Origin of the sequence: Tenuifilum thalassicum (genome assembly GCF_013265555.1) — a bacterium.
GTDB classification, from domain to species: domain Bacteria; phylum Bacteroidota; class Bacteroidia; order Bacteroidales; family Tenuifilaceae; genus Tenuifilum; species Tenuifilum thalassicum.
This window is the reverse complement of the sequence record NZ_CP041345.1, coordinates 653,290-677,004: the sequence shown is the minus strand read 5'-3', so window position 1 is coordinate 677,004 and position 23,715 is coordinate 653,290. Positions and strand designations below refer to the sequence as shown.

Annotated in this window: 18 protein-coding genes and 1 pseudogene; 9 read left to right on the top strand and 10 right to left on the bottom strand. The window is 37.5% G+C overall.

Features of this window, described 5'->3' with window-relative positions:
* Positions 1 to 25: 25 nt before the first annotated feature.
* The 8 genes and pseudogenes from FHG85_RS02825 to FHG85_RS02790 all read left to right on the top strand — a co-directional run bounded on the left by FHG85_RS02825 (position 26) and on the right by FHG85_RS02790 (position 8,413).
* On the top strand, positions 26 to 718 hold the full coding sequence (locus FHG85_RS02825; RefSeq protein WP_173072806.1) for a hypothetical protein: 693 nt from the start codon (positions 26 to 28) through the stop codon (positions 716 to 718).
* 10 nt (positions 719 to 728) lie between these two features.
* Positions 729 to 3,059 (top strand): TonB-dependent receptor, encoded by a 2,331-nt coding sequence (locus FHG85_RS02820; protein ID WP_173072804.1) that lies wholly within the window; start codon positions 729 to 731, stop codon positions 3,057 to 3,059.
* Between the two features lie 33 nt (positions 3,060 to 3,092).
* Positions 3,093 to 3,941, top strand: coding sequence for a DUF4249 domain-containing protein (locus FHG85_RS02815; protein WP_173072802.1), 849 nt, complete (start codon positions 3,093 to 3,095; stop codon positions 3,939 to 3,941).
* An 821-nt stretch (positions 3,942 to 4,762) separates the two neighbouring features.
* Positions 4,763 to 5,179, top strand: a complete 417-nt coding sequence (locus FHG85_RS02810) for a botulinum neurotoxin N-terminal receptor binding domain-containing protein (RefSeq protein WP_173072800.1) — start codon at positions 4,763 to 4,765, stop codon at positions 5,177 to 5,179.
* 17 nt (positions 5,180 to 5,196) lie between these two features.
* Positions 5,197 to 5,403, top strand: a pseudogene (locus tag FHG85_RS13380) (LamG-like jellyroll fold domain-containing protein); the annotation flags it as partial.
* A 63-nt stretch (positions 5,404 to 5,466) separates the two neighbouring features.
* The gene (locus FHG85_RS02800; RefSeq protein ID WP_173072799.1) at positions 5,467 to 6,426 is read left to right on the top strand and encodes a T9SS type A sorting domain-containing protein; all 960 of its coding nucleotides are present in this window, start codon (positions 5,467 to 5,469) and stop codon (positions 6,424 to 6,426) included.
* 400 nt (positions 6,427 to 6,826) lie between these two features.
* A complete protein-coding gene (rlmN, locus tag FHG85_RS02795) occupies positions 6,827 to 7,846 on the top strand; it encodes a 23S rRNA (adenine(2503)-C(2))-methyltransferase RlmN (protein WP_173072797.1) in 1,020 nt (339 codons plus the stop codon).
* Positions 7,847 to 7,876: 30 nt separating this feature from the next.
* Positions 7,877 to 8,413 (top strand): nitroreductase family protein, encoded by a 537-nt coding sequence (locus FHG85_RS02790; RefSeq protein ID WP_173072795.1) that lies wholly within the window; start codon positions 7,877 to 7,879, stop codon positions 8,411 to 8,413.
* Here FHG85_RS02790 and FHG85_RS02785 read toward each other — a convergent pair whose 3' ends face one another.
* From FHG85_RS02785 to FHG85_RS02770, 4 genes are all read right to left on the bottom strand, one after another.
* Complete coding sequence (locus FHG85_RS02785) at positions 8,414 to 9,763, bottom strand: YihY/virulence factor BrkB family protein (RefSeq protein ID WP_173072793.1); 1,350 nt, start codon at positions 9,761 to 9,763, stop codon at positions 8,414 to 8,416.
* A gap of 5 nt (positions 9,764 to 9,768) precedes the next feature.
* Complete coding sequence (dprA, locus tag FHG85_RS02780) at positions 9,769 to 10,893, bottom strand: DNA-processing protein DprA (protein ID WP_173072790.1); 1,125 nt, start codon at positions 10,891 to 10,893, stop codon at positions 9,769 to 9,771.
* A gap of 4 nt (positions 10,894 to 10,897) precedes the next feature.
* Entirely contained in the window at positions 10,898 to 11,374 is a 477-nt protein-coding gene (locus tag FHG85_RS02775) for a hypothetical protein (protein ID WP_173072788.1), read from the bottom strand.
* Between the two features lie 88 nt (positions 11,375 to 11,462).
* The gene (locus FHG85_RS02770) at positions 11,463 to 12,602 is read right to left on the bottom strand and encodes a proline dehydrogenase family protein (RefSeq protein WP_173072786.1); all 1,140 of its coding nucleotides are present in this window, start codon (positions 12,600 to 12,602) and stop codon (positions 11,463 to 11,465) included.
* 159 nt (positions 12,603 to 12,761) lie between these two features.
* Here FHG85_RS02770 and FHG85_RS02765 point away from each other — a divergent pair, with 159 nt between their 5' ends.
* Positions 12,762 to 16,004, top strand: coding sequence for a S41 family peptidase (locus FHG85_RS02765; RefSeq protein WP_173072784.1), 3,243 nt, complete (start codon positions 12,762 to 12,764; stop codon positions 16,002 to 16,004).
* A 188-nt stretch (positions 16,005 to 16,192) separates the two neighbouring features.
* Here the strand turns inward: FHG85_RS02765 and FHG85_RS02760 are convergent, their stop codons facing one another.
* The 6 genes from FHG85_RS02760 to FHG85_RS02735 form a co-directional block, all read right to left on the bottom strand.
* Positions 16,193 to 17,173 carry a 1-aminocyclopropane-1-carboxylate deaminase/D-cysteine desulfhydrase gene (locus FHG85_RS02760; protein ID WP_173072783.1) on the bottom strand — a complete coding sequence of 327 codons (981 nt, stop codon included), beginning with the start codon at positions 17,171 to 17,173 and terminating at the stop codon, positions 16,193 to 16,195.
* 114 nt (positions 17,174 to 17,287) lie between these two features.
* Positions 17,288 to 18,202 carry a hypothetical protein gene (locus FHG85_RS02755; RefSeq protein ID WP_173072781.1) on the bottom strand — a complete coding sequence of 305 codons (915 nt, stop codon included), beginning with the start codon at positions 18,200 to 18,202 and terminating at the stop codon, positions 17,288 to 17,290.
* Positions 18,203 to 18,411: 209 nt separating this feature from the next.
* Complete coding sequence (locus tag FHG85_RS02750) at positions 18,412 to 19,854, bottom strand: glycoside hydrolase family 47 protein (RefSeq protein WP_173072779.1); 1,443 nt, start codon at positions 19,852 to 19,854, stop codon at positions 18,412 to 18,414.
* A gap of 192 nt (positions 19,855 to 20,046) precedes the next feature.
* Entirely contained in the window at positions 20,047 to 21,516 is a 1,470-nt protein-coding gene (ftsZ, locus tag FHG85_RS02745) for a cell division protein FtsZ (protein WP_173072777.1), read from the bottom strand.
* A 59-nt stretch (positions 21,517 to 21,575) separates the two neighbouring features.
* Positions 21,576 to 22,904, bottom strand: a complete 1,329-nt coding sequence (gene ftsA / locus FHG85_RS02740; protein WP_173072776.1) for a cell division protein FtsA — start codon at positions 22,902 to 22,904, stop codon at positions 21,576 to 21,578.
* The gene (locus FHG85_RS02735; protein WP_173072774.1) at positions 22,888 to 23,715 is read right to left on the bottom strand and encodes a cell division protein FtsQ/DivIB; all 828 of its coding nucleotides are present in this window, start codon (positions 23,713 to 23,715) and stop codon (positions 22,888 to 22,890) included. The genes ftsA and FHG85_RS02735 overlap by 17 nt, the downstream gene beginning before the upstream one ends.

Below are 23,715 nucleotides of genomic sequence, written 5' to 3'. Positions count from 1 at the left end.
CATGTTCTAACTAATCCATTTTCATATGAAATCAGTTCTAAAAACAGTTTTTCTATCGTGTTTATTTATCAATTTTCTTAGCAGTTTATCTTTTGCTAAGCCAGACTCATTAGCCATTAAGCTAAAAAAACATTTAATACCTGAGGCTTCATTTAGTGTGTCAGGAGGTCTGTCAATGCCCAAACAAAGTACCTGGGACCCCATTGGTACTTTTGAGCCCAAGTTTGAATCATCATTCTCCTATAAAACACAAATAAACTTTAGATTCAAAGTATTTGAAGGGCTAAATATCATTTTCTCGCCCACATTTACAAAACTCGGATATGAATATAACGATTTTGAACTTGCATTTCCTGCGGGCATGGTATTCCCAGGATATAAACATAAATACTATTACTATGGGTGGGAAACAGGTATAGAATTATTTGTTATGGACTACCTATCGGTGGTAGCAGCCCTAGGTAAAGACTATTTGATTGAAAAAGAATCAACAAGCGATTCAAACTTTAACAGTTTAAATAACTTTGGCAACACTACTCAAAAAAAGGTTGAAAAGTTAACACTAACTGGGCGGTATACTTTAAAAAAGTTAAGTTTTGGTTTAATTTACAACATCCCATTATCGAAACATTCTATTGAATACCAAATAGATGGCAGTATTCAAGATTATACCAAAATATCAGGAATATACCTTTTTATGGAATATATTATTTTTTAACTAACAATTTATGAATAGGTTTAGATATTTAGTTACCAGTATAGTAATTTTTATGCTACTACACATCCCCACATTTAGTCAAGTATATAACGTAAAACTGTATGTTATTAACAAATACTCTGGCGATGCAATTCCTTATGCAACTTGCCAGTTACTAAATAAGGGAAAAGGGTTTGTTGCTAACGAAAACGGGTATATTGCATTTAGCTATTCAAAAGTAATAGATAGTTTAAAAATATCGAGCGTTGGGTACGAGGCAAGAGTAGTTAGATTTGAGGTATATTCTGATACTATTATTAAAATTGGTTTAGACGCAATTAAAATCGGAGAGGTTAAGGTATATGGAGATAGAAAGCTTAACTTGCTAAAGGCACAATCTGGAAAAATCACTGTTCCTTTGTTATCATTGGAATCGGTTCCAAAATTCTTTGGCGAATCCGATTTACTTAAATCCTTAATGATTTATCCAGGGGTTGCATCTACCTTGGACGGGTACTCATCTCTACTTATCAGAGGAGGTAATGCCGACCAGAATCTTTATCTTATTGATGACTGTCCTGTTTTTAATATTAATCATTTGGGAGGCTTTGTATCATTATTCAACACCAATGCTTTAAAGTATGTAGATGTTTATAAAAACAGTTTCCCGAGCCACTTAGGTGGTAAAACATCAGGGATACTCGATGTTAAAACTCGCGACGGTAACAGATATAATTATCATGGTGAACTCTCTTTAGGCATTGTTTCATCGGGTCTTCTAGTAGAAGGTCCAATCATAAAAAACAAGATGGTATTTCTAACGTCTTTTAGAACTTCTTATTTCGACCTCATTAATAAGGCTTTGAATTCTGATAATGAAAGCTATTTTAACTACAGGTTCCACGATCTTAACACAAAAATCTCATACTATCTACCTAACAACTCAAAATTATACCTAAGCTTTTATGACGGAGCCGATTTTATGAAGAATTACGATGAGGGTGGAATTTTTACATCATTAGGAATAAGTGAGAAAAATATTGATATTTCAACAAATAATCAAAAAAACCGAATCGCCTCCATTGGCTTCAAAGGCAACATTGGAAGCACAACATTGCTTGCAACAAGTTACATTTCTAACTACACCCAACTTAATAAAGAACATGATGAGGTTATAATTACTCCCACATACAGTACGATAGATGCGAAAATGAATATCGGAATCACCAAGTATGGCATTAAACTTATTAGTGAACAACCGTATAATGGAGGGGAAGATAAAATTATTACATCCATTGAAACAGGTTGGTATTCAATAATGCCAGGTGAATATAATCGAATAGAATTTTCTTCAATTGATAGTTTCACGAGATTTTCAAATATAGGAAAACATTACTCAGGGTATCCTTCAGAGCTTTCACTCTCGGTTGAAAGCAGAAATAAGTTACTGAACAATAAGTTAGAAGTTGGGTTTGGTATTAGAGCCAGTAGGTTTAACAATGATTTTGGAAACAAATTTTCCGATTTAGAACCTCGGTTTTCAGTATCATACTTTGTAAGTAATATTTCACACATAGCAGCTAGTTACACCCAAATGAATCAGTACATACATGGTTTGGTTAATAATATTGATGGATTTGAAAGAATACACTGGTTTGCTGCTGACAACATCCTATTACCACAACACTCTGAGCAGTACTCACTTAGTTTTAATTCAGTATTAAAAAGGGCTGATATTGATTTGACTACTGAGCTTTTTTATAAAAAAAGTAAGAATCTACCATTAATAAAACCAATTCAATCAAATGCTGATTTTCAAAATTTTTGGACAGACAGATTTGACCCATCGGGTATAGGGTACTCATATGGTATTGAAATTCTTCTTAAAAAACAAACTTCCAAATTTATGGGTATTCTTTCATATACTTACCAAAGAAGTTTTCGAAAATTTGAAACTTTAAATAACGGCGACTGGTTCCCTTACGATTTTGACAGACCCCATAATTTAAACTTTCTCCTTCAATATAATGGCAAGAATAACATTACCTATAAATCAACCTTTATACTGCGATCGGGAACCCCAATTAACTTGCCAAGTGGCTATGCTTCATCAAGTCTATTTTGGGGTTACTCAACCTTTAATGGTTATAACAATTATCGTTTACCTGTTTATCATAGGCTTGATCTTGCTATTGAAAGAAATTGGAAAACATCAAATGGAAATAACTTTACTTTTTTTGTTAGCGTTTTCAATGTATATGCAAGGATTAATCCTACATCAATTGAGATTTCAGACAATAAGTTGAAAGGACTATCCTATTTCACCATTATCCCCTCTGCAGGTATTAAATTTAGGTTTTAAACTGCTTTACTAAATCAATTTAAACGCATGGCTATGATCACATTATTCAGCACACTTATAAAAAGGAAAACAAACTGGGTAATAATCATATTATTTTCAGGGTTGATTGCCAGCTGCGAGTTTTCTAAGGATTGGGATTTTTATTACAATGTTGATATTAACAAGCTAGTAGTTCATGGGTTTTTCTCTGCTGATACATTAGTTGTCGAAATAAACAGTTTAAAGCATCCGCTAACAAAAAACAGTATAGAAGTTAAAGGCTTAGAAGCAAAACTTTATGAAGATGATGTACTGATAGGCCAATTGGAAAAAATAAATGATTCAATATTTATCAGGCCAACAGGTTTTAGTCCAAAGCGTGGCAAGAATTATTGGTTAAAAATTAATAGCGATAACTTTCCCGAAGCCTTAACACATAAAGAAACACTCCCAGCTATACCTACAATTGATTCTGTATTTATTGATACACTAAATGAATACCAATCTAAACTTCTAATTCTTGTTGCATTTAACGATTTTAAGGAGGTTCACAACTATTATAGCATTACAGCAAAGGAGTTTTATAATGGAGAAGCGTTAAATAAAGATCTTTTTAATCAGGGTAATCTATCTGACATCTCTTTTGATGGTGAAAAATATTTTTGGCAAATTGAAGCCTATAAGTGGTCCGATAGTGTAGAAATCTATTTACATCAACTATCACCTTGTTTTTATAACTTTTTAGAATCAATAACTGATTTGGAAGACTCATTTAATGACCCATTTGTACCCCATCCTTCCCCAGTTATTTCAAATGTCGATAATGGTTATGGCTTTTTTGGTGCATTTTCAACAAGCAAAAGAAAAGTAGTAGTAATAAACGCTACAAACAACTCAAACTAAATTTTAAGAAATTATCAACGTTTTTTACCCGCATATTCTCTATTTTCCTCTAAAAAAGCTAAAAACCTGTATAAAATATAGCCTCATGATTTTGTAGTAAAAGGGTTCTACCCCACCCCAAAAAAAACTCATTTTTACGCGAATAGAAACTAATTTCTTATCAAACTAATGCAAACAGTAAAGAGCATCTAATAGGAAAGGTTTATGACAAAAGGCGTTTTTTGAATTTGCTTTCATACTAAATTGTTATAAGAACTATTTTTCGGCAGCTATAACCACGACCTTATTTCTTTAACCTAGAATAAGGATAATTAGCCATTTGATTGCATATCAGAATTTTAAGTCACCAAAATTAGTAAAAATCATCTTTGGGCCAGTAAAGGTTATATCATGCAGGGTTCCAATAAGTAACCTAGAATGCTTTTCAAATAGAAACTTCGGCTAAAAGAGTTAAAGGTTTTATTAACTTTTACCTTCTGTCTAAAATAAGATTACAGTCATATTGGATAATACTTAAACCCAAATGTTATCAATGAAGCAATACTGTGTTGTATTGTACCTGTTGAACTTGTTATGGATATTAAAGTTGGCAGGGTTTGTTGTTGAGATGTTCACTAAAATTTTAGGGTTAAAAACTGTATGAATATCTTTTAAAATGGAATAGATTGCCTTCCTTTACGATAAACAACACAAAGTTTTTATAGAATGAAACAATAGTGCAAAAAATTGAAGCAACATTTAAATCCTATACAATATAGAGGTTCTAACTTTGTATAAGTAAATTATCAAATCAATTCAATTATTAACCTAAAAAAATGTTTATGAGGCGATTTAGTGTTGTAATAATGTTTATGTTTCTACCTGTGTTTATCAATATCTGCAGGTCGCAAACTCAGCTCGATAACGCATTAGTTCTATATTACTCAATGAACGACACAGTTTACGACGAATCAGGTCATGGGAATTTTAAATATATCACAAAGAGCGAGTTTGTCCCCAACTATTTTGGTGTACCCTCCTCTGCATTATATCTCGATGGGGATTCAAATTATATCAGAGTATCGAATCGAACGCTAAGTCATTTTAACAAAAATCGGAAAATGACAATTTCCTTTTGGGTAAATATTCCGAAGCTTAACGATGATAATCCCCATGTTATATACTCTGATGCAAATGATTATGGATGGCCAAAGATACTAATTGTTAAAAAAAGTTTGCGTTTGGTGTTAGAGATGTAGGTTGGGGAGGAGACCGTATCGATTCACCAGATAAAATAGATACATGCACTTGGTATCATGTTGTTGGGACTATAGAGAATAGGACACTTCGGTTATATGTCAATGGGGAGCTTAAAGCTAAAAAAACAACAAATATAGACCTACTAAATACCTCAGCTTTTACCTACCCCAGTTATCATTGGGGAGGAATAGTAATTGGACATTCAGATTATAAAGGCTGGATTCCTTATATAATAGATGAATTCCGTATACACAACCGAGTTTTAACTCCAAAAGAGATAAAATTATTGTATCAGACATATCGTTACAAAATTTACCTGCCAGGTACTTTTAATCGAACGTCTAATATCATTAACCTAAATGTTAGGCCCGGTTCTTCTATAGAACCTTACGGAAAAGATTTTAACTATTATCTTAATTCTTTTTCTTTTACAGCAACTTACGATACACTAAATACATTTTTTGAAGGGTATGAGCTGAATGAAAAATTATTGATTGAAAAAGATACAGTGAGTGTAAACGAACCTGTAAAAGGACTAATACACGTAAACTACAAAGCGAATAGGGCTACACCTTGTGATAGTTCTCTTATAAATTTAAAGTTTAAAACGAACGAACGCCTTTCAACAGATATTAAGATAGATAGCTTTTTTATTAATTCAGACAGAATAGAAAAAATCGCGTCGCCTGTTATTTCAATTTTGCCTATAAATGATACAATTACCATAAACGATACCACCAATATACAAGTTTATGATACTACTAAAATTACAATAAACGATACCACTCATATACAAATTTACGATACTACTAAAATTACAATAAACGATACCACCCATATACAAGTTTACGATACTACTAAAATTACAATAAACGATACCACCCATATACAAGTTTACGATACTACTAAAATTACAGTAACCGATACCACTTACATTACAGTTACCGATACCTTGTTAATTGACATCCAAACACTAATAGATAATCCAAATGTAACTGGTAATATTAGAGTTTATCCTAATCCAGCAAAAGACAGGATTTTTATCAAAATACCGTCTGATGCCGACCTATCGGGATACACTGTAGCACTATCAAACATGATAGGCAACGAATTTAGTAGACAACCCCTATATTCCGATGTGGTTGAAATAAACATATCCTCTTTACCGCCAGGCACCTACTTGCTAAGTTTTATAAACACGCTCAACCAAATTGTTGAAACCAGAAAAATAATCATCAGAAACTGATTTATTTATCACTAGTGTCAGGTTTATTACCTGACACTAGTGATTTAGAATAAACCCCAAAAAGCTATAGAAAAACGCTAAATCATATTTTTAAAAACTTCATTGCTGGTTATCATTACATTAAATCAAACACTTTAAAGGTTTTGTAAACCAACAACTTAAACACTAATGACATTTAGATTATTTTACTTTTAGCAGAAGTTCTATCCATTACTAAAAGTATTCCTAAAATAATTGGTTGTAATATCTACGCCTCCTTGCAAAGCAATGTGAGCCTGTAATCCTATGGCAGCTATGACGATAAACCTGCTCTATCAAAAAAACCTCTCTTTATTACTCTGGTACTGAATTATCTTTTTTCAACATTGAATCTTAAATTTGCACTAACTAAAGTTATGTAATGCAACGGAGCACAAACCTAATCGGGCTTAATATTGATGAGATTACTGATTTACTAATCTCAGCAGGTTTTAATGGTTCCTATGGCAACAAAATTTCTCGATGGATCTATCGCAAGCAAGTAAAATCGCTTAACGAAATTAACGATATTCCTAAAAGGATAGTTAATGAAATAATTGCCTTAAATGGAGATATATTGTCTGATATAGCATTCAAACGCTTTCCAGGGGCAGATGGATCAGTACGTTACCTTTTCACTAATGCTGAGGGTCAAAACTACGAATCGATATTTATGGATAATGGGAAACGCAAAACACTTTGCGTATCCACACAGGCAGGCTGCCGAATGGGCTGCAAGTTCTGCATGACCGGAAGTATTGGCTTTAGAGGGAACCTAAGTGCAGGCCGAATTGTTGAGCAGCTACTTGCCATTCCAGAACGAAAGTTGGTAAACCGAATAGTGTTAATGGGAATGGGCGAACCGTTCGATAATTACGATGAGGTTACCAAAGCCCTAGACATTTTCACAGCTGATTGGGGAGCTGCATTAGGTAAATCAAACATTACGCTTTCAACCGTTGGAATACTCAACGGTTTGGAAAGGTTCTTAAAGGAACTTAAGTGTAATCTAGCCATAAGCCTCCACTCCCCATTTCCGGACGAAAGAGCCCAGCTGCTGCCTTCTGAGCACAAAAACCCCATTAATGATATGGTGGCACTTTTAAAACGTTATCCAATTGGGAAACCGCTGCGATTATCGTTTGAATATGTAGCGTTAGGGGGAGTTAACTTAAGCCATGAACATGCAAAAGCAATAGCAGAACTCCTGAAAGGGCTAAAATACCACATAAACATCATCCCTTGGAATGAGCATTCCGCAGCAAATTACAGCCAGCCCACATCCGAAGAGCTAAATAACTTCACACGTTTACTTAATCAGTACGGAGTGCTCTGGACTATACGCCAGTCAAAGGGGAATGAGGTAGGAGCAGCATGTGGGCAAATGGCAGGGAAAAATTAAGTTTAGTGTTAATCTTAACAAACTTCAGCTATGAATACAAGTAAAAAACCAGGAAAAACTTTGGATAATATTTTATCTCGGAAAAGCGTTCGCAATTTTACAGGAGAACCAGTTAGCAATGAGCTGCTTGAAGAGCTTGCACGTGCCGGGATGGCTGCTCCATCGGCGCGTAATCTTCAACCTTGGGCCTTTATTATCATAACTGAAAGAAGCGTTCTAGATGCACTTGCCGAAGGTTTACCTTATGCAAAAATGCTTTTTGAAGCACCTGCAGCTATCGTGGTTTGTGGCGATCTGTCAAAATCGGGCGATAGCCCGCAGGGGTATTGGGTGCAAGACTGCTCAGCTGCAACTCAAAACATACTTCTTGCTGCTGAAGCCATGGGCCTTGGAACGGTATGGACTGGTGTTTATCCTCGAGATGAGCGGGTTAAGGTTGTTAAGGATACTTTACACCTGCCCGATCACATTATACCATTAAACGTAATACCTGTTGGCTACCCAAAGGGCGAACATCATCCAAAAGATAAGTTTACTACTGAAAACATTCACTGGCAAAAGTGGTAGTTACAAGTTCTTTAAAAGAACCTCAGAGGTAAGTTCGGAATACTTGGCAGCCAAACCCTCATACACCTTCTTAACTTTAGCCATTTCGTCGGTATTGGGTTCAATAACAAACCCATGTGTTTCAAGTTTGTCCTCAACAAAGGCTAAGGTTAACTGGTCGATATGACGTGCGGGTTGGTATGCGGGATTTTTTGATTCAGAAGTTACCACCTCGTTTAGCAAGCCACAATCGACCATGGTATCTAAAAGGTTGCGCGTTAATCGCTGAGGTAGTTTTAAGCCCCTAGATAGCTCTAACGATGTAAGCGGTTTTTCGCCCTGAACAAAACGCTTCACAATGGTGCTAAGCACCAAAACTGCCAAGCTAATCCAGTTTCTATGGCTAATATGGGTTGTTTCCTTTTCAAATTCGTACATGTCAACGTTCTGATAGGCAAATGAAATTTCTGCTCCAAAAAGAACTATCTGCCAGCTTGTTTGCAACCAAATCAAAAAGAGTGGCAATGCTGCGAAGCTACCATAAATGGCATTATACCTAGAAACGCCAATCTGAAGGGTTATATATAACCATTGCACAATTACAAAGCCCGAACCAGAAATTACACCAGCTATAATCCCTGAAGGATAAGAAACTTTAGTATTAGGAATAGCTATAAAAATCACGCTAAATAATATCCAAATCAGCACATAAGGCAGGAGTTGTAGAAGTTTAAAAATCACGGGACTTATGTAGCTAATCATCTCATAGTCCTGAGCAAATGAAGTAACCTGGGTAGCCAAATATATGTGCATACTACTCGATGATATTAATAAGACAGGCGCAATTAGCATTAGGGTTAGGTAATCGGTAAACTTGCGCAACCAGGTTCTTGGTTTCTCTATTTGCCATATATCGTTAAAAGCATGCTCTATACTCGATAGTACCTTTATAACCGACCAGAATAGCACAACGATACCGATCCCTGCAATAATTCCTCCTCCTGTTCTGGCTAGCAATGAGTTTGCAAAATCTATTACACGGGTCATCACCTCTTCCTGGCCTTGAAATTGTGTTTTAATCTGTTCTTCTAAATACTTCTCCAAACCAAAACCTTTTGCAATTCCAAAAGCCATAGCAAAAATTGGAACAATTGACATGAGAGTGTAATAGGTTAGCGCCGAAGCCTTAACCATAACCCTATCCTCAGTAAACCCCTTTAATGCAAGCATAAATACCCTAAGATACTTAAAAACCCACCGTAGCCGGGGTGGCAAATCTTCAAGATGAATGCTCCAAAGGTCATGCGTAATAAAGCGCTCAGCCTTATGAATCCATGTTACTATTCTATTCTTTTTGACTTTTTTTGCCATGCTTTCTAAACATTTGCACAAAAAACCTTTCCAGGTTTACTCTTAACAACACCACTAAACTCTAAACCTAATAAAAGCGACAACACTTTAGAAACGGCCAACCCTGTTCCAACAGCAATTAAATCAACTGTCTGCTCGCCATTTGTTTTGAGAAAGTTAAGGATTTTTTTCTCATCTTCAGAAAATTGCTCAAAGTTTATGGAATACTGTTGAATTTTCTTATCTGCTACCCTATCTAAAGACCACCCGAGCATAAAAGTAAGGTCGTCGGCATCTTCAATTAGGGCTGCCTTGTTTTGCTTTATCAGGCTATGACATCCTTTTGAGAATTTTGAATTTACCTTTCCAGGCACAGCAAAAACCTCTCTATTGTATGAGTTTGCAATATCGGCTGTAACGAGTGCCCCACCCTCTTCGGCGCTTTCTACAACTATGGTAGCATCTGCTAGGCCTGCTATAATCCTATTACGGCGTAAAAAGTTTGTACGATCGAATGGTGTTTCTGAAATGAAATCGGTAACAAGCGCACCATTTTCAACTATTTCACGAGCTATATTTCGATGTGAGATTGGGTAAATAGTATCAAGGCCATGCCCTAAAACTGCAATTGTAGGTAAACCATTCTCTAATGCAGCCTTATGAGCTGTAACATCAATACCGTATGCCAAGCCGCTCACAATTATTGGTTTAAACCCTTTCGCTGCTAATCCTGAGACAATAGAATTGCAAACATCCTTCCCATAATCAGTTGCTCTCCGGGTTCCAACTACACTTACTATTTTATCGGAATTAAAATTGATATCTGAGTTGCTTTTTACATACAGCATTACTGGTCCATCCTCACATTGCTTGAGGCGTTCAGGATAATCGGAATCTGCAAAGTAAAGCGGACGTATATTGTAACGCTCTATAAACAACAACTCTTTATCGGCTAAATGTAATACAGCTTGATTTACTATTTCGGTTGCCACTGATGCTCCTACGCCAGGAATCTTGAGCAGAGCAGCCTTATTCTGCTTAAAAACAGCCTCAGCGCTACCACAATACGCAATTAACCGCTTGGCAGTAATACTTCCTACCTTGGGAATAAGCTCAATTGCAATCCGATACAACAACTCATTATCAGCCATAGATTTATCGAGATAGGCTATCTAATGACTTTTTAATTTGTTGGAACTGCTCGTTGGTTAACGAACTTACTGAAATTGGAGGATATCTAAGTATCTGATTCCCTTTTTTAACGTAAAGAACTAACTCTTTTTTGGGCCATTTTCCAACTATTTCATACTTGTAGAACTTATCAAATGGAATTTCCATCGAAATCTTTTTCCCGCCCCATGGTGCTAACTTGAATGTTCGAATCACTATTTTATTCCCATCGTCGATGTACGAAAGGTATGCTGCTCCTTTCCAAATAAAGTAGGCAAAAAACAACAGGTACAATAAAACAATAATAGCAATTAGCCATCCTGTCGAAACACCTATTTTCTCCTCAAAAAAAACTGACAGTTTAGTAACATATAGAAGTACAATGAAAATAATTACCACAACAGCAAGCACTAGTTTCAGTGAATGAATTCCATATACAGTATCCTGATTGTCGACTTTCATGTTTATATATTTTAAACTATTAAATTCAAGCAAATAAAGTTATGCGCAAAATAAAATTAAACCATTAAAAGACACCAACTTTTAAAATCTATATCGAAGTTTCAAAACTATTTTTATTTTCAAGTTTTCTACGTTTCAGCTCTAACCTAATAGCATAGTTCAGTTCAGCAAATATCAATGGAAGCGAAGGGTCTAATCTATACAAGTTTTGCAAATGAGCTAAAACATCTCTGGTCTTTCCAAAGGGAATAATTATTTCAGAGTTGAATCCACTTGCAGCTAAATTATAGCTTATATGTGGCGCCATACCATAACGTTGACCCAAAACCACATCTGGCGATGTAGGTCCTATTCCTAACGTATCCATTAATGAAACAATAAAAAGTAAGTTGCTTGGATTATGGCTTACAACTTTTAATGATAGGTTATCAATATTATTCAACAAATACTTTGTTACATCTCGATATGTTCTTTTGGTTGCCGTGAATGAATGGCATACACCGCCATTCATATCATTTCCCTTTTTGTTATTATCCTCTACAAAAAATTTTGTTATGGCTATTCCAGGTTTAAAATCTTCATTTACCGATGAATGCACAAGCTCAACAATATCATCAAAAACACCAGCCAAACATAGCTGAAACACAAAATAAACAGTTACATTCTCTTTATTATATTTCTGCATTAGGCTAACAGCCATCTTCTTGACATAAGGGGCTAAATGAATCTTTTTAGTAAAAATTACAACCGATTTTCCCCTTTCCTCAGCAACAGAGCACAAATTATCTAACCTATCCAAAAAAAGTTGATAATCGGCCTTATCATGTGTATTAAGAAGTCCCCCTTTTAAAACCAGGTTTAAAATTCTTTCATCGATATAGTTCTCTACTTCAAAAAGTATCGATTTTAAGCCTACATAATCACTTTTTACCAACTCAAAAATTTTATCCCAGCATTTATCACTCAAATTGCATAAAGGAAACACAAGGCTGGAAACCCTATTTTGATGGTTGTATTCAACTATCCTTTTAAGACTATCAAAATCGCTTTCACAGGAAAACATGCTCATGAGATGCCTCCCAAAGTAAGCTGGCAAAAACCGTAAAGCGAACACTATCAGTTTACCTAACCTATTTTTCGATAATGCACCAAGGAGAATACTATTCGCCCACAACTTAAAGTTACTGCAATCCTCAAAAACTTTCTCTGTATTATTCAGCGAAAACATTTAAAATCAATTTTATTTCAAAATTATTAAAATTTAGGACTCAACATTAAACCAATCAAATTTGTTTAATCTAAAAATAACATTCTACTATTACGCGTTTAAAACTAATGGTATAATTTCTAACTTTGAAATAAAGGAACTATCACAAAAAAAATAAGCATGAAAAGACTACTATTCCTACTGTTTGGATTGACTTCACTATCAGCAATTTCGCAAAACGATGTAAGCTGGTATCGCTATCCATCAATTTCACCCGATGGTAAAACTATTGCATTTGTATATAAAGGTGATATTTTCACAGTTCCGGCGCAAGGGGGTAAAGCAACTGCGCTAACATCGCATCCTGCTCACGATTATATGCCAGTATGGAGCAACGATGGTAAAAAAATTGCCTTTGCCTCGAACCGCTATGGGAATATGGATGTATTCATTATGCCAGCAAATGGGGGAACTCCCACTCGACTCACCTATCATTCAAACGATGAACTACCCTATGCATTCACCCCCAACGATAGCGCAGTTGTTTTTGGGGCTACTCGTTACGACCCTGCTACCAGTAGACTTTACCCTACAAAATCGCAACCAGAGTTATACTCTGTTTCTGCCCATGGAGGTTTAGTGACTCAAATCTTACCTGTTCCGGCCGAGGCTGTTAACATATCGTCCGATGGCCGTTTTATTATTTATCACGATAAAAAAGGAGGCGAAAACGAGTTTCGCAAGCATCATAAATCAAGTATTGCACGTGACCTATGGATGTATGATACTAAAACCAAGCAATTCACAAAGCTAACCGATTACAAAGGCGAGGATAGAAATCCGGTTTTTGCACCTGGCGACTCGGTCATATACTTCCTACGCGAAGAGGATAGCTTTAACGTTTACTCTTTCTCGCTTTCCAAACCCAACCAGGTATCAAAGGTTACCGATTTCAATACCCACCCTGTTCGGTTTTTATCAGCTAGCAACAGTGGAACCTTTTGCTTTGGTTTTGATGGTGGAATCTACACGCTACAGCCGAATACCAAGTCACCTCAAAAAGTTAACATTTCCATTAGCAACGATTACCATAAGAACCCCGAGGAGTTTACCAATCTGAACGGAAGCATTCGCGAAATAGCCATATCGCCCGATGGCAAAGAGGTGGCATTTATTGCCCGCGGCGAGGTGTTTGTTACTTCGGTTGATGGCGAGTTTACAAAACGAATTACCCAAACTTCAGAACAAGAACGATTTGTTGAGTTTCTACCCGATGGCAAAGGGCTAGTATATGCTAGTGAGCGCGATGGACGCTGGCAAATATTTAAAGCCACCAAAGTAAGAGATGATGAACCTTTCTTCTTCGCCTCTACGCTAATCAATGAGGAACCCCTTATTAGCAACGAACACGACAACTACCTCCCCCTGCCCTCGCCCGATGGGAAAAAAATCGCTTTCATTGAGGATAGGATGACGCTGAAAGTTCTAGATTTAGATTCCAAAAAAACTTTTACCCTGCTAACGCCTAATGAGCTATACTACATGAGCGATGGCGACCAGTACTTTACCTGGAGTCCCGATAGCAAATGGCTTTTAGTGGAGTATGCTCCAACCATGGCCAACCAGGAGGTTATTTTAGTTTCCGCCGACGGTAGCGTTCCATTCAAAAACCTAACCATGAATGGTTACGACGATTTCTCACCCATTTGGGCTAATGGTGGAAAACAGGTTGTTTGGCTATCGACACGTCAAGGCCTAAGGAGCTACGCCAATAGCGGCGAACGCCAAGCCGATGTTTACACCCTATTTTTAACTCGCGAAGCATGGGATAAATTCCGTTTAAGCAAAGACGAATACAACCTGCTTAAGGCCATTGAAAAGAAGAAAAAAGAGGATGAAAAGAAAAAGGCTAACGATAAGGGAAAAGACAAAAAGAAAAAATCAAAAAACAAGGAGCAAAAGGCAGACAGCTCACTCAAATTCGATTGGGATGGTTTTGAGTACAGAGTAGCACGCTTAACCACAACCTCTACCGATATTGCTGGTGCTCTGCTTAGCAAGGATGGAGAAACACTTTACTATCTTGCCAGCTACGATAAAGGCTACAACCTCTGGTCCATGAACATCAGGGAGAAAGAGGCTAAAATCATTATCATCATGGATGCTGATAATGCTAGCCTTTATTGGGATAAGGATGAGAAGAACATGTTTATGCTTGCCGATGGCAAAATCTATAAAGTTGAAGTTGACAAGGAAAAGCATACAGCCATTAAGGTTAAAGCGGATGCCATTATCGATACTCCAGCGGAGCGGCTTGCCATGTTTAACCATGTGGTAATTCGTACCCGAAAAGGTTTTTATACGCCTACCTACCACGGAATAAACTGGGATGCAATGACTGATCACTATAAGCAATTCCTTCCACATATCGGAAACAGCTTTGAGTTTGCTGAGCTGCTAAGCGAACTGCTTGGTGAGCTTAACGTTTCGCATTCTGGCGCCCGTTACTATAACTACGAATCAAATGCCGACCAAACAGCATCGCTTGGAATCATTCCTGACCTAACCTACAATGGCAATGGGATTAAAGTAGATGAGATACTTGTTGGTGGTCCGCTCGACCGCAAAGAGTTCAACCTTAAAGCACCTTTTATAATCACATCAATTGATGGCATTAGCATATCTAATGACAGGGATTGGGCCTACTATCTAAACCACAAAGCAGACCAATATTTACTGATTTCTGTTAAAGATCTTCTAACAGTAAAAGAGAAACAAATAACAGTTAAACCAACAAATCTATCAGAAGAATCTAGGCTGCTATACCGCCGATGGGTTAAACGCAATGCCGATGAGGTAGAGCAGCTAAGCGATGGTAAGCTGGGATACGTCCATATTCCAGGAATGAGCGATGGCCCATATCGGAACATCTATGGCGAAATGATGGGCAAGTATTTCGACAGAGAGGGCATTATTGTGGATACTCGCTTCAATGGTGGTGGCGATTTGGTTTCGGACCTGGCCATGTTCTTTACTGGTAAGAAGTTTATTGAATACCACAACCATATTCGCCAGCTTGGCGTTGAACCAACCTTCCGCTGGACCAAACCAACCGTGGCAATGGTGAATGAGGCAAACTATAGCGATGGTAGTTGTTTTGCCTGCGGTTACAAACAGCTTGGTATTGGTAAACTTATAGGCATGCCTGTCCCGGGAACATGCAGCTTTGCAGGTTGGGAGCGGCTACAGGATAGGCAAGTACTTTGGGGAATGGTACCAGTTAGTGCCAAGGATATGTATGGCAACTGGATGGAAAACGTGGAAACAGTTCCCGATTACGTTGTGCCCAACGAACCTTCGGTTGCTCCTTTTGGGCGCGACCAACAGCTAGAAAAAGCTATTAAGGTGTTAATGGAGAACTAAAGGGTTAAATACTTACTGTGTAAACACCTCAGAATAATTCATTTCTGAGGTGTTTTTTTATTATCAAGTGTGTCTGTGGCTTCGGCAAGCATTCGTGCTGTGGCTTCGGCAGGCTCAGCCACCGAAAGGGAACTCAGCCACCGCGAGTGAGATTTACAAATGAACTCTAAGCCTCAACGTATTTCGACTTATTTATCAAATATATCGTTATAATAAAACAGCGATGAGGATCCTCCAGTGTGCCAAAACAAAACATTTGACTTAGAAGGTATAGCTTTTCGTTTCAGGATGTCAAGCATCCCCCAAAAGGCCCTACCGGTATAGACAGGATCCAAAAGAATTCCTTCATTCCTAGCCATCAAATTAATAGCATCTATTTCATTATCAGTAATTACTCCGTATCCTGCACTATCATAGCCTCTTAGCAGCTTAATATCAGAAAGTTGAAACTGCTTCGTTATGTTTAACTTTTGAGCACCTTCCAAAACTATGTTTAGAATGGCTTGTTCAAGTGTAAGACCATTCGTCTCATTCTTATCAATACTAATAGGCATTAGTTCGGCCTTCAGCTTATAAAGTTCTCGGCCTAGGGTTAAACCTGCTTGTGTTCCACCAGAACATGAGGCGAAAAAAATGTAGTCAATGTCAAGCTCCATGGCGCTCAGCTGCTCTTTTAGCTCTTTAACAGCATTTACAAAGCCTAGTGCACCAGTTAGGTTCGATCCACCATAGGGTATAACGTAGCATTTTTTTCCCTCATTGTCGAGTTTCTGTTTAAAAAACTCAAGAGTTTGAGCTTTTACATCATCACCAGCAAAATGCAAAGTAGCTCCAAGTATTTTTGATAGCAACAAATTACCTTGATAGGTATCAGGTTCATCGCCTCGTAATAACAAATGGCAATTTAAGCCAACTTTTGAACATGCTGCTGCTGTTTGCCTGCAATGGTTTGATTGCTGTGCACCTGCAGTGATTATAGTATCGCATCCTAAGTCAACTGCCTGTTTAACTAAATACTCTAACTTTCGTGTCTTGTTTCCTCCAGTAGCAAGTCCTGTATTATCATCCCTTTTGATAAAAATGTTATAATCGGGGAACTCTTTTGTTATCCATTTTAACTCGTGTAATGGTGTAGGGAAGAAACCAAAGCTAAATTTATTCTCAAGCATTTTTTTGAAATTTAGATTTTTCTAGAATGCTATTTAATAACAATTGTTCTAATCGTAATACAACATAATTTTTCTAATTCAAATCTACCAAAGACTATGTTTCTTCAAAAATACTTAAAAGTTAAATTGATATTCTAGGTTAGCTATAAAACTTCTTGTTAGCCCATCGGGACGTGCATCTCTAACAATAAAAGGCATTCCTACATTGAGTTGAATAGTAGAACTTTTGCTTACATTATAATCAAAGTAGATGTTCCCATTTAAGGTGAGCCCCTTTGAACCAGCTATTTCTTGTTCTATGTTTAACTCATTTGTAAACTTGTCGTTCGACAGGTGATAAATTGGTAACAGGCTTGGTGTTAAAACAAGTTTAGAGCCAATGCTAATGGGGTATGACACTCTAAGTAACACATCGCCTGATCTTTTAAAATTTTTAGTCGACTGGAAAGTACTTAAATTAGATTCTGCAGGATATGAGCTAGCAATAAACATGTTGTTATTCTGGGTAATGGGTTGCTGGATTGCAGCAACAAGCTGTACTTTCTTAATTTGATAGGCAACTCCAACCACAAGGTCGAAGGTTCCCAGGCTGGCCTGATAATCCATAGGCAATGGTAAACCATTGTGGGTTTTACCAGCAGCTGAGAGTGGTACTTTAACACCTAGAGTTAGTTTTGTGTTGTCAACAACCTTGTAGGTGGCATTCAAAAAAATATCTGACAGACCAAATACCGAAATCCCATTCCCACTTTGAGCAAGCGATGTTATCTTACCATTGAAACCAAATTTATCAGTTAGCTGTTGGTTATATTCCAAATAGTTACCATAAACTAAAATTGAGTTATCGGCTTTCCCATAAAATGCACCAACTTTAATCTGCTTGTTTGAAATAGTAGCACTATCCAAGCTGTTGGGCTTAAAACTATTTATAGTACAAAAACCTGCATCGCTACAACCTTGGCCATACGATGGCATAGCATACATCACCAATACAACATATGCAATTATTAGATATCCTAATTTTCTCATTTTGATTCCTTTTTTAATATCAAACTACTAACATTATAATCACCAACAATGTTTAATTTTTGTATATCTATCACAAATCAATTTAAAAAATCGCACCTTAATATTAAGATTTTTAGCACTTGAGAATAGATGCTCAAACTTGCAAACCCTTAAACGATGCAAAAATCAATTACAAAACAAACTAAAACAGTATCTCAATTTAAAGGGCACTATTGGCCTGTTTGCTGGATACCTAAATATAGTTTAGCCTTTTCGCTATCAAAGTTGCTTTTCTTAAAAAAATGAGCTTCGGTATTGAAGATATAGTCTTCGAAGTTAAACTGGTCTTTACTAAGTGAAGATAAATAAAAGTATTTAAGTGTTTCGGCATAAAAGTAGGTTTCCAGAAGGTCTTTAGGCTTTTTAGTTCTTACATCCTCAACAGCATTGAATGCTACACTATTTCTACAACACGACACCATATCGGACCAATACTTGCAAATCATTTTTTTGTATTTTGGTTTCCCTGTAATGCTATACAGGTAGTAAGCAGATTCAACTATTTCGGGATTAAGCTCAGAGTTGGAATACTCTATAGAATCGTTACTATACATGTACCTTGTAGGCAGCAAACCAAACTTATCCCAAAGCCAATCCCAAGTTTCCATGCTTTTTTCAGCAAGTTCAATATCACCATATAGTGCTAAAGCCGCGGGGAAAAAAGCATCGTATAAAGAAATTGAGCGTTTAACAATTTCCCCAGTATGCATGTTAACACATGCGTAAAATAATTTACCTTGGTACTCATCGGTATAATACAGCTTAATCTTTTTCAGGCTAAACTCCCACATATTCTTAACTTGTTTATCATGGAAAAGCAAATAGCTTTTTAAAAGATATTCAAAGTAGGAATCAACACCAGCCTGAAGGTACGACCAATTGTTAACCCACTTGCCTGATTCTACATCAATGAAATCGCCAGGTAGACCTATTTCGGAATATCTTTCAAAAATTGCCTTAGTTGCCCTGAATGCAGCTTGGTAGTAACGGGGGTCCTGAGAGTAGTAACTTAAAATTCCAAACTCAAACAGGTAACTAGCGGCCTGTGCAGTATTAACAATATTACCTTTGCCCTCGCCCTGAGGTCCTGAGGTTTTTCCTGTTTTAAGATTCACTGAGTGGTAAGGAATTCCTGTTGGTGAGTTAAACGCTCGTAATAACCTGTTGCCCAAATCAATTGCTTTTTTAAGAATTTCCTCGTTCCTAGTGTTTTCATAAATAGCAAGAAGACCTCCTAAAACCCGAATATTTACCTCAAAAACTTGTACATAAATATCTTGATCCCACGAAAGAGTTAAAGCGTAATCCTCAACCTCTTTTGCCTCTTTTTCAAACCCCATAACTGCAAGGGTGCTATAGGCATCAATAGGTGATATTCCTATGGATTTTCCATACCAGTTAGACCCTTTTTTTGATAAAGGATGAAGTACATCAAACCCCCAAGCGTAACTTTTATATGCACTCCAACACCTCTCCATTTCTAACTTAACCTCATCGGGTGCAAAGCAAGTTGAGTCCTTTTCAATCCAATCGGTCGGTTTGCCAATCGTATTTTTAGAAATACCAGGAACCACAAGGTAAATGAATATCAGAATAGAGAACGATTTAGCCATTTTTATCTTTCAAAAAGTTTAATAATTCATTTATATTTAATAGGACTTAAAAACAGATAATCATAGTAAAAATAGCCCAAATACTTTTCATAAATAATTAAAATTGATGTTTTAAAAGAAGATATTATCAATAAAATAAAACCGCCAATATAAGCTGGCGGTTTAGTAGTGTAATATTTGGTTTTAAATGTTTTAATCCACGTTATCGTACAGGTAGGGATTTTCGGGATTTATAACTATGTCATCATCGTCGGTTAGGGAGATGCGGGAAATTGGGGTTGACTTTGGCACTTCCGTAGGCTCAATGTTTACATTTCGACGTTTATAGGCTGGAACATTTTCCAGCTCATCGATATTAGCCCAGCGGTTGCTTCCATTCCCTGTAAATGGTGTTGGCTGAGCATTGGCAGGTTTAGGTACAGGCTTGGGCTTTGCAGGTTCAGGATTTTGTTGGTTTACATGATTAGTATTTACCGTTTTAACCTCAAAGATATCGGAATCAATATCAAATTCAATTACACGCTGAGCAGGATCTATTGGAGTTCCCTTTTTGGAGCTTCGAGGCTTATCCTGTGGTGGTTTAGTTGGTTCGGGAAAATCGCTTACCTGTTGAACCTTTGTGGTTTGCTTGTCGGTTGTTAAGGAAACTACCTCAATGTTGCGTTGTTTGACGTAAAGTTCTGGTATGCTGCTAGTACCAAAACCAGTTGCAATAACAGTCACCTTCAGGTCTTCGCCAAGTGATGGGTCACAACCATTACCCCAAATAAGGTCGGCGTCGTCGCCAGCAGCATGCTGAACATAATCAATAATAACGCCTACCTCCTCCATGGTTATCTCATCTTGTCCATAGGTGATATTTAGCAGGATATTCCTTGCACCAGAAATGTCGTTGTTGTTCAGCAGAGGCGATTCAAGTGCCTCTTTAACAGCCTCTAGCGCGCGGTTATCGCCATTAGCTCTACCAGAGCCCATAAGGGCTACACCGCTATTGTACATTACGGTTTCAACATCGGCAAAGTCAACGTTAATATAGCCATGCACGGTTATAATCTCGGCAATACCTTTTGCTGCAGTGGCCAACACATCATCGGCTTTGGCAAAGGCCTCTGTTAGCTTAAGGTTTCCGTAAACCTCTAAAAGTTTCTCGTTGTTAATCACAAGCAGCGAATCGACAAACTGGCTAATATTTTTGATGCCCTCAATGGCCTGTGTCATACGTTTTCGACCTTCGGTACGAAATGGAATGGTAACAATGGCTACAGTTAAAATCCCCAACTCTTTGGCGGCCTTTGCTATAATTGGTGCAGCACCAGTTCCTGTTCCACCGCCCATTCCAGCAGTTATAAACACCATTTTGGTGTTTTTTTGTAAAAGGTCAACTATCTGCGATAAGCTTTCAATGGCAGCTTGCTTACCAATTTCGGGTTTATTGCCTGCGCCACGCCCCTCGGTTAGGGTAGCGCCAAGCTGGATTTTCATTTCAACTGGGCTGTTGATTAGCGCTTGGGCATCGGTATTGCAAAGCACAAAATCAACATCTTTTATGCCCATGTTATGCATGTAGTTTACCGCATTACCACCACCTCCTCCAACACCGATTACTTTTATAATCGATTCGTTAACTACAGGCAGATCAAAGTTTATTATATCCTCACCCATGATGTATGTTTTTTTAGTTTTAATCAAATAGTTTTATAGCTGGCACAAGACAAATTGCATTACATTTCCATATCCTCTTCGGTGAAGAGTTTTGAAATGGCATCGTAGAATTTCATACCAAACAGTCGCTTTGTGCTTTTTTTGTTTGGTTTATCGTCGGATTCTTCACCATTCTGTTCGTCGTGTTGCAAATTATTACCAGTGCATGATTTAGCTTCGCCAGCCTCAATACGCTCCAGCCCCATAATTGCTAAACCAATAGCAGTTGAGTACTGCGGATAATTATATTGCTCCACCGATTCAGAGCAAAGCCCTTCCGAAGGGTATCCAATGCGCACATCGTAGCCCCAATGAAACTTAATAAGCGATACTAAATGCTTAAGAAGTGCGCCCCCACCAGTTAACACTACACCAGCGCTGAGTTTATCGGCAAAACCCGACATTTGAATTTCGTAAAGAGCATAGTCGAGAATCTCCTCCATACGCGCTTGAATTATACCAGCCAGGCTACGCATTGATATCTCCTTAGGCTCACGTCCGCTAATACCAGGTACAGTAACAATCTTGTTATCGGGCGCCATGCTAGTTAGTGCAATACCATGATGGCATTTAAGCAAATCGGCATGCTTTTGTAGAATCTGGCATCCCTCCTTAATATCCTGGCTAATTATGTTACCACCAAAGGGGATTACGGCTGTGTGACGAACAATGCCGTTGTAGTAAACGGCAAGGTCGGTTGTACCACCACCAATATCGATAAGTGCTACTCCAGCCTCTTTCTCCTCCTCGGTAAGAACAGCTTTAGAAGATGCTAATGGCTCCAGAATAAGTTCCGAAACCTTAACGCCAACTCGCTCAACACAACGCTCAATGTGCTTTGCCGATGAGGTTTTGCCGATAACAATATGGAAGTTCGCTCCAAGCCGACGACCTAGCATACCCACCGGATTATCATCCTCAAGCTTTACATTGTCAATTGAGAAATCGAGTGGTAGTACATGCAAAATGCTATCGCCAGTTTCAACGGGAATATTGTACATATCGGCAATTAGACGCTTAATATCATCGCGTTTAATTTCTGTTTCTTCCGGTCCTAAAGTGATGTACCCAAAGTTCTTTATGCTATGAATATGCTGACCAGCAATTCCAACAAAGGCCGAAGTTATTTTATTACCTATTTGATTCTCCACATCACGAACGGTCTTCTCTATTGCCTTAACCGTTTCATCGATGTTTTGAATCATCCCCTTTTTAATACCAGTTGATTCGGTTGTGCTAAAACCAACCACATGTAAGCGACCGGTAGAGGTTCGCTTACCTACAATGGTTACCACCTTTGTAGTACCAAGGTCGATTGCCGCTACGTATGAGTTACTGTCTTGTGCCATAATAGATATTTTTTGTGCAAACTATTTGATTTTTATACTTTAAGTTGATATAGCTATATTTATTCCAACCCTCGGTTGGAAGTGCCTTCTGGTAAAGTAGCTTTAACTTCTTCAGCTTTATTTCAAAATTACTCAAATCGCCAAGGTTCACCACGTGCGGTCCTACCAAAGGAACCATTTCGACATTGTTGGGATCTTGTACGTTAAGCTGCTCTATTTGAGCATTCCAGAACCTGTTTCGGCTTACATATTTGGCAAACTTATAAAGCTTGTAGATTAATGATTGCTTACCACCAACTGAGCTATCGGCATATTTTGATATATCGAAATTTGGCTCAATTCTGAATGGCTCTCTTATATTTCCAGAAGCAACAATAGTATTAGCTGCAAACCCCGACGAGTGTGGTAATACCTTTCCAGCATCATCAATATAATAGGTTTGGCCTTTTGCGTTAAATACCCTAAGAATAGGCCGGCGTTGCTTAATTTCGACGTTAATCTCGCCACTTGCAGTTTTAAAAATTTGAACATCGCGCACAGCAGCCATTTTTGATATCTCCTGTTCTAACTTATAAGTATTTATCGATTTTATTGGCATTCCTATTGGTGAATTTTTTGAGCTAATAATGGCCTTGTGAATCTTCTTAGCATCAATAAGCTTTACCTGTAAGCTATCAATCACCCTAACATTAACAGCAGTACATTTTGTGCTATTGTAAGTTTTATTGGCATAGTTCAAGCCATAAATCAGCCAGACCAGAACAAAAATCCAGCCGAAGAGCTTCAACCCTATGCGCAACTTCCTATTCAT

Coding starts and splice junctions, on each gene's coding strand:
- FHG85_RS02825 (WP_173072806.1), top strand. CDS start 26: ATGAAATCAGTTCTAAAAACAGTTTTTCTATCGTGTTTATTTATCAAT.
- FHG85_RS02820 (WP_173072804.1), top strand. CDS start 729: ATGAATAGGTTTAGATATTTAGTTACCAGTATAGTAATTTTTATGCTA.
- FHG85_RS02815 (WP_173072802.1), top strand. CDS start 3,093: ATGATCACATTATTCAGCACACTTATAAAAAGGAAAACAAACTGGGTA.
- FHG85_RS02810 (WP_173072800.1), top strand. CDS start 4,763: ATGAGGCGATTTAGTGTTGTAATAATGTTTATGTTTCTACCTGTGTTT.
- rlmN (WP_173072797.1), top strand. CDS start 6,827: ATGCAACGGAGCACAAACCTAATCGGGCTTAATATTGATGAGATTACT.
- FHG85_RS02790 (WP_173072795.1), top strand. CDS start 7,877: ATGAATACAAGTAAAAAACCAGGAAAAACTTTGGATAATATTTTATCT.
- FHG85_RS02785 (WP_173072793.1), bottom strand. CDS start 9,763: ATGGCAAAAAAAGTCAAAAAGAATAGAATAGTAACATGGATTCATAAG.
- dprA (WP_173072790.1), bottom strand. CDS start 10,893: ATGGCTGATAATGAGTTGTTGTATCGGATTGCAATTGAGCTTATTCCC.
- FHG85_RS02775 (WP_173072788.1), bottom strand. CDS start 11,374: ATGAAAGTCGACAATCAGGATACTGTATATGGAATTCATTCACTGAAA.
- FHG85_RS02770 (WP_173072786.1), bottom strand. CDS start 12,602: ATGTTTTCGCTGAATAATACAGAGAAAGTTTTTGAGGATTGCAGTAAC.
- FHG85_RS02765 (WP_173072784.1), top strand. CDS start 12,762: ATGAAAAGACTACTATTCCTACTGTTTGGATTGACTTCACTATCAGCA.
- FHG85_RS02760 (WP_173072783.1), bottom strand. CDS start 17,173: ATGCTTGAGAATAAATTTAGCTTTGGTTTCTTCCCTACACCATTACAC.
- FHG85_RS02755 (WP_173072781.1), bottom strand. CDS start 18,202: ATGAGAAAATTAGGATATCTAATAATTGCATATGTTGTATTGGTGATG.
- FHG85_RS02750 (WP_173072779.1), bottom strand. CDS start 19,854: ATGGCTAAATCGTTCTCTATTCTGATATTCATTTACCTTGTGGTTCCT.
- ftsZ (WP_173072777.1), bottom strand. CDS start 21,516: ATGGGTGAGGATATAATAAACTTTGATCTGCCTGTAGTTAACGAATCG.
- ftsA (WP_173072776.1), bottom strand. CDS start 22,904: ATGGCACAAGACAGTAACTCATACGTAGCGGCAATCGACCTTGGTACT.
- FHG85_RS02735 (WP_173072774.1), bottom strand. CDS start 23,715: ATGAATAGGAAGTTGCGCATAGGGTTGAAGCTCTTCGGCTGGATTTTT.